We start from the raw sequence: 2405 nt of genomic DNA, 5'->3' as shown, positions 1-2405 counted from the left end.
CAAAACTCAACATCAACATGGGTGGAAGGCCAGCTCGCGATCACACCTGGCCGAGGCACGAAAGATCCGGGCTAAGGTCTTCGCGGTCGGCTGACGTACCGCTCGGTGGCGCCCGGGAGCGATTCCCGGGCGCCACTCTTTTGTTTCCGACGCACCGTCAGGCCGCCCGCGGCGAGGTGAGCATGCGAGAGATCTCCTCGCGCGGCGGATCCGTGTCCATCAGCAACTCGTTGGCGGCGGCCCAGGCCTGGTAACCCCAGTTCCAGTCGTCGGCGATCCGCGCGCCCATCCGGGCCTGGGCGCGTTCCGCTTCGGTGAACCGCAGCACGTCGCAGGCCGCGTCAAGGCGCTGCTTCGTGACGTGTATCGACTGGTCGAGCGTCCGCATCTCCCGCTCGCAACGGGCTCTCGCCGCCTGCCAGTCGCAGCCGTCCTGGTCGCGGATGATCGTAATCAGGTTGCGCGGGTCGTCATGCTTCGCGTCGCGGACCGAGGAGTAGACGTCGTTGCAGTACACGATGATGTCGCTGGTCAACCTGCGTAGCAGTCGCAACTGGGTGCAGTGGTGGATGTGCGGCGGCAGATAGGTGAAGTTCACCTTCTCGCCGAGCACCAGGCACAGCGGCACCGCGCCGTTTCCCTGGCGTAGTTCCAAGTACTCCTCGACCGTCGTGTCCAACCGCCGGTCCCGCATCGCCGCATACATGGCCTGCGTGTTGAAATACCATTCCCAGTGCTCTCTGACCCGAGCCACCCACTGGTCCGGCGAACTGATGATCTGCCGCGTCCACAGGTCACTGAAGATCATCCCCATGGGGGACTTCGCGGGTCTCCCGTAGAGAATCCCGGTGAGCTCCGCGCTGATGACGTTGATGCGGCCGATGTCCGCCGCGAGGTCGTCGGTGAAGTCGTCGTAGATCCGGAAGAACGCGCTGATGTCGTAGGCGAGTTCCAGCTCCGGCAGCGGGGCCAGAGGGTACACCCAGGCCGAGAGTGTGGCGTACCTCTCAGCCCGGGGCGTGTGGACGTGAAAGCGGGTAAGCCATTCGACGGTGTGCGCCAGGGCTTCGGCAGCGTTCTGGTTCGGCTGCCAGGATCGCGCGGCTTCGTGCACTGTGAGGATCTGGTCGCCATTCATCGCGTCTTGGCCTGTCTCCTGGTTAAGAGTGGTGATCACGGACCGCTCTCGTTTTCCCGAGGTGCGGCGTCGGGCACTCCTGGAGTCATGGAGGTCGCGGGCTGCTCCAAGGAGGCGCACAGGGTTGAGGAAGGAGCCATAATCGCAGGTCGGAGCGCTTGATGTGATCTTCGCGAGGATGGTCGGGAGAGGTTGATGCGCGCGGAGGCATAGACCTCCACCCGATTTCAGTGACAGGGTGTGATGGCCGGGCTGGTGTGATGGCGGCGGGCTGCCTCCGGTCAGGGTGACGGACCGTGACGGGAGATGGGTGCCCGCACAGGCAACGGGGCCACCCGGCATGGTCGGGATCGTTGAAGTCACTTCCCGAGTCCCGGGATACTCCTTTGCCAAACCATTCTGACCGGTCACGCGGTCACACGACCACGAATTCCGGCAAAGTCAGCTCCCTTCGCGGCAGGTCCCGCGGGCACCCGGCGAAGCCGCCGCGTAAGAAGCCGCGGCCCCGGCTCTGGGACAGCGAGGAGGCCGAGCGGTCGCTGGCCGCGACGACGGCGAGAACGGCGGGCGCGAACGGTGCAGGGCTGCTGGTGTTCCTGCGGCTGGTCCCGGAGGAGGCCATGACCGCGATCGGCCACAGTTCTGAGGACACAAGCGCGCCTGGTTTTGCGCGGAGGTTCTGTACCGCCGGCTTGGTGTCCCGCCTACAGCTGAGAGGTCCACGGACTGACGAGTGGAATCCGGGGCCGCCGAGAAATGTCGTCCGCCCTGCTCAGCGCGGCCGCGGCCATGGCCACCGGCCGTGGCCCTCCCGGCGCCTGGCCCTCGCGCGTCGGCGCCGGCGACCGCGCGAAGATGCAGTTCCGTGCTGCTTCGGCCCGCTCGACCCGCGGCCACGGCCCGGGCGGCGGTGGGCCGGCGCGCGGGAAGAACGAAGAACAAGGACCCGAAACGCGGGCCGCGGCGGCGCCCACGCGCCACCCACGACCGCGGGCAGGTGAAGCCGGCCAAGGACTGGACCACGTTCCTCGTGTTCCGCCGCTACCCGCGCAGTCCCTACCCGGCCGACGGCCGGATCGCGATCACCCGCGACGACGTCTCCCCGTACCTGACCACGCAGGGACAGCCGGGTGGGTGACTGGGCAGCCGCGAGCAACGCTGAGATCGCCCGCGCCCCGGCCTACTCGAGCTGGCTCAACCGGATCGTGCGACACGAGGTCGCATGAGAACAGTGGTACTCGTTGAGGAGGTTCGACTGATGTCGAAG

2 protein-coding genes are annotated in these 2405 nt (G+C 66.9%); one reads left to right on the top strand and one right to left on the bottom strand.

Annotated features, from left to right (window positions below; translation table 11 throughout):
- Nucleotides 1-157 precede the first annotated feature (157 nt).
- Complete coding sequence (locus I6A81_RS40925) at nt 158-982, bottom strand: terpene synthase family protein (protein WP_307875234.1); 825 nt, start codon at nt 980-982, stop codon at nt 158-160.
- Between the two features lie 1021 nt (nt 983-2003).
- On the opposite strand from I6A81_RS40925, the gene I6A81_RS40920 reads away from it, so the two are divergent.
- Complete coding sequence (locus I6A81_RS40920; protein WP_203008304.1) at nt 2004-2276, top strand: hypothetical protein; 273 nt, start codon at nt 2004-2006, stop codon at nt 2274-2276.
- Nucleotides 2277-2405 lie beyond the last annotated feature (129 nt).

The organism is Frankia nepalensis, assembly GCF_016786325.1.
GTDB classification, from domain to species: Bacteria; Actinomycetota; Actinomycetes; order Frankiales; family Frankiaceae; genus Pseudofrankia; species Pseudofrankia nepalensis.
The sequence above is the reverse complement of the archived record's forward strand: the minus strand, read 5'-3'. Positions and strand labels throughout refer to the sequence as shown.